This is a genomic window from Roseovarius halophilus (ex Wu et al. 2025) (assembly GCF_047086965.1).
In genome coordinates this window covers 1-4,195 of the sequence record NZ_JBKOTX010000322.1, presented here as the reverse complement: position 1 = coordinate 4,195, position 4,195 = coordinate 1, and the positions used below count along the sequence as shown (strand labels likewise).

The window sequence follows — 4,195 nt, the reverse complement described above, 5'->3', positions numbered from 1 at the left end:
CCTTCATCTCGCCGTCCTCCTTTTTGCGTGGCGTTGAGCACCACGACTTTGGCACATTGCGATGCCGTCTGGGGAGGGCGGCAACCACTCCATCTGAAAGCCTCTACGGCGCCAGTTATTGCTGCTCAGCCAGCGTCCATTCGAGGTCGGAAAGGCGAGATCGAAATCGTTCGGGGTGGCGTTGTTTTGTGCGTAGTGCCTGACCATGTCGAGCGTTTCCGGGCTGAGATCGATGAACCGGCGCCCGGATGCCGTTTTGGTCGTAGAAATCTTCTGGCCACCGGCATCAAGCGCCCGCTCGACCATGACACCACGTTCATTGAAACTGGACCTGGCAACGACGAGATATTCCTGCGGACGCATACCGCTATCGACCGCGAGATAGAGCATCGGACGGTAACGTTCCCACGTTCTGGCGATCTGAAGATTTTTCGAGTTGGCAAGTCGGTCCGCCGCCCGCAGCAAGTCGTGGATGTCGCGCTCTGAGGGGATCGTCACCGGCTCGTCATAGCGTGACGTCGCTGCAACCCGTACACCGGCAGCAAAATCATGTTGCAGGAAGCCGCGGTTGACAAGTTCGAGCACCATCGAATGAAAGTAGGAAAGGACCTTGCGGGCCTGATCCCGGCTATGGTTTCGAAGCAGCCAGGAACGAAACTCGACCACATCGGGCGCACTGAGCTCGCTCAGTGGCTTGGGCCACTCGTAGTCGTTGATGATGCCAGCGCGGTAGCGGTACGTCTTTAGCGTATACGGCGTTACGGGATCGCGTCCGCCCCGCCCCTCCTTCTCACAAACATCAAGCCATGTCCGCACGCCTTCCTCGACACTGAGGTGCCGGTTTGGGGTTGCGCCCGCCTTGAATGCGTCGCCGCTCTCAAGGAAGGCGCGAGCTTCCTTCAGCGTGTCGAACGTTTTATATGCGTATCCGGTCTTTGCTGCTCTACTTGCATATCTGACCTGATAGGTAACGCCCCTTTTCCCAGTCCTTTTTCTAATATCACTCATTACTGCTCAATAAATTATCGAAAAACTCCTGAATGTATCACTCCCTTAGATTGTTTTCAGCATCTATTTGCGCTTCGCGATAGATGTCCACAAGTGTTCCCTTTTCGATCTTTAGCTTCCCATCTATTGGATCGACAAAGAATGGTAGCTTGCGGCGGCCATATATATCGGTTTCGGCGGCGCGCTTTATCTGCCTGTCACTTAGCTCGACACCCATCTCCGCGAGCAACGAGCGGGCTTCGTCCAATCCAATGTAGCAAGGGAGCTTCATCCATCCTTTCCTATGTGTTTCAACTCAAATCATAATCCCAGCATGCCGGTCGGTTGTATTGCGTGTGAAGCCGATAAATGGGCTTGCCGTCATACCGCCCCCGTAGCGGCGTGCATTCGCCGAAGGCATCTGTCAAACCAAGCTTGAGCTTTGGCTTGGTGACATATTTCACGTTGTGCTCGTCTTTGAGAATTTGAATGTCGGTCCAGAGCGCCTGCTTGAACTCTTCAATGGTCATGACGCCAACCCTGGAGTAATCGATCGTCAGACCGGGTTTGTCATTGCTGTTGTTCTTCTTTCTACTCATGTCGGTTCCGTTAGTTTCGTATTCCAATTTTAGCATTATGGCCTTTAATGATTTGTTAATTTTTTCAGGCATTTTATCTTTCTTCATCCGCAAAACGCGGGCTGAGCAACGGATCACAGCGATCACTTGATCCGAACATTCCACGCTGTTCGGGTTTGCTGACCTGCCATCCAGCGGATGAATATCCTTACGGCACCTTCTCCCTTCTCTGTTCTCCACCCGTCCATGAGGGCCTTCTGTGCCCGATGATGATGACGGGGGACGGCGAAAGGCCTCGATGGTCGGGGCTCTCGAAACAGAGAAGGAGTCGCCGTTATGACTGAGATATTCACCCGCGCCGCACTGGCGCAGCAAAGCCTCCCGGAACTGCATGTCCTGTTCCGCCAGGCACAAGCGCAGCTGGCAAGCTGCGAGCTGGGCTCGCACGAGCACTTCGCGCATGCCGCAAATCTGCAAAATGTCAGACGCGAGATCGCGATCCGCACAAATCCTGCACCGCGCCCCTAGCGCGGTCGTCGGCCGGCCGCACAGGCCGGTCGGCACGTCTGCCCCGGTGCGTGTCCAATCCGTGTCCACGAAAAATGGCGGCCATGAACCTAATTAACAGGGTGAGACGGATCGCAAGCCACACGCGGAAACTGACAGCTATGGCTCAGAAGCGGGGGAAAAATACGAAGATTACGCACCCCGCCGAGCCGGCGGTGGTTGACGAGGCGCTGTGCGCGCTCGTCAGGGCTCTTGCCAAAATGGCGGCCGAAGAGGATTATGAGGCAACCAAAACCCGGACCTCTTCGCGACCGAAAGGCTCATCCTCATGAGCACCGCAATGATTCCAGCCGTCATATACGCCCGCTATTCGACCGATATGCAATCGGCCTCCTCGGTCGAGGATCAGATCAGGCTGTGTGCCGAACGCGCTGCCCGCGAGGGCATGGAGGTGACGCAGCACTATGCCGATCACGGCATCTCCGGCGCCAGCCTGATGCGTCCCGGTATCCAGCAGCTCTTGCAAGATGCCATGGCGGGCAAGTTTCAGGTGGTTTTCGCCGAAGCGCTGGACAGGATTTCTCGTGATCAGGAAGATATCGCGGCTGTCTTCAAGCGGTTGAGCTTTGCAGGCGTGCAGATCGTCACGCTCAGCGAGGGAGCGATCAGCGAACTGCATATCGGCCTGAAGGGCACGATGAACGCCCTCTTCCTCAAGGACCTGTCGGACAAGACGCGCCGCGGCCTGCGCGGCCCTGTTGAGGCGGGCAAGTCCGGCGGTGGTAATTCCTACGGATATGATGTTGTCCGCAAGGTCAACGCGGCGGGCGAGCCTGAACGCGGGGATCGCAAGATCAACGACGATCAGGCCGATATCGTGCGCCGCATCTTCAACGAGTATGCTGCGGGGACCTCCCCGCGCGTGATCGCGAAGACACTGAATGCCGAGCACGTGCCAGGGCCGACCGGCAAGACGTGGGGGCCGTCCACGATCCACGGCAACAAGGATCGCGGCACCGGCATCCTGAACAATGAGCTCTATATCGGGCGGCTGGTCTGGAACCGCCTGCGCTACGTCAAGGACCCCGAGACGGGCAAGCGCCTGTCGCGCCTCAATCCGGTCGATCAGTGGATCGTGCAGGACGTGCCGCACCTGCGGATCATCGACGATTATCTATGGCAGAAGGTGAAGGAGCGGCAGGACGCGACGTCGCTCGGCAAGCATGACAAATCCAATGCCGAAGGGTTCTGGGATCGGCGCCGCCCGCGATTCCTGCTGTCCGGCCTGATCAAATGCGGCTGCTGCGGCAGCACGTTCGTGAAGATCAGCCAGCAACATTTCGGCTGCGCGAGCGCCCGCAACAAGGGCACCTGTGAGAACAAGCGGACAATCCGCCGCGATGTCCTCGAAGCTTCTGTGCTCAATGGTCTTCAACATCATCTGATGGATGAAGAGCTGTTGACTGTGTTTTGCGAAGAATACACGCGTCATCTGAATGCGCTGCGCATGGCCGAGAGCGGCAACCGCGCGAAGGATGAAGCGCGGCTTGCCAAGATCATCCGTGAGCTCGACCGGATGATCGATGCCATCTGCGACGGCGTGCCTGCCGAGCGTGTGAAGGATCGCATGATTTCACTGGAAGCCGAGCGGGCCGAAGTCGAAGAGCGTCTGAACGCGGAACCCAAAGAGGAAAAGCCGTTGCTGCATCCGTCCATGGGCGCACGGTACCGCAAGGCGGTTGCCGAGTTGCGCACGACGCTGGCTGATCAGTCAGCCCAGCATGAAGCTGTGGAGATTCTGCGCAGCCTGATCGACCGGATAGTGCTGCACCCCTCTTCTGAGGAAGCGACCGGCTTCGTCATGGATATCGAGGGTGATCTGGCAGGTATTCTAAGCCTCTGCCAGACAAGCAAAAAGGCCGCCGGGCTTTCGCCGGACGACCTTTTGCAAATAAAGCTGGTTGCGGGGGCTCGATCTAGACATGATTTGCCCGCCGAAGATGACTCCGGCGGGCAAATGAAGCTGGTTGCGGGAGTAGGATTTGAACCTACGACCTTCAGGTTATGAGCCTGACGAGCTACCGGACTGCTCCATCCCGCGGCAATTTTTGTCCCTTTTTGGG

4 protein-coding genes and 1 tRNA gene are annotated in these 4,195 nt (G+C 57.4%); 1 reads left to right on the top strand and 4 read right to left on the bottom strand.

Translation table 11 applies throughout. The features are described from left to right. Positions 1-3: 3 nt before the first annotated feature. From ACH107_RS30570 to ACH107_RS30560, 3 genes are read right to left on the bottom strand one after another with little or no spacing between them, the layout of a single operon-like run. Positions 4-1,008, bottom strand: coding sequence for a tyrosine-type recombinase/integrase (locus ACH107_RS30570; protein WP_412509457.1), 1,005 nt, complete (start codon positions 1,006-1,008; stop codon positions 4-6). A 37-nt stretch (positions 1,009-1,045) separates the two neighbouring features. Next, positions 1,046-1,279 carry a hypothetical protein gene (locus ACH107_RS30565; RefSeq protein WP_412509456.1) on the bottom strand — a complete coding sequence of 78 codons (234 nt, stop codon included), beginning with the start codon at positions 1,277-1,279 and terminating at the stop codon, positions 1,046-1,048. 19 nt (positions 1,280-1,298) lie between these two features. Further along, on the bottom strand, positions 1,299-2,027 hold the full coding sequence (locus ACH107_RS30560) for a hypothetical protein (RefSeq protein WP_412509455.1): 729 nt from the start codon (positions 2,025-2,027) through the stop codon (positions 1,299-1,301). Positions 2,028-2,400: 373 nt separating this feature from the next. On the opposite strand from ACH107_RS30560, the gene ACH107_RS30555 reads away from it, so the two are divergent. Further along, positions 2,401-4,140 carry a recombinase family protein gene (locus ACH107_RS30555; protein ID WP_412509458.1) on the top strand — a complete coding sequence of 580 codons (1,740 nt, stop codon included), beginning with the start codon at positions 2,401-2,403 and terminating at the stop codon, positions 4,138-4,140. Here the strand turns inward: ACH107_RS30555 and ACH107_RS30550 are convergent. Next, positions 4,097-4,173 (bottom strand) — tRNA-Met (locus ACH107_RS30550). The genes ACH107_RS30555 and ACH107_RS30550 overlap by 44 nt on opposite strands. Positions 4,174-4,195 lie beyond the last annotated feature (22 nt).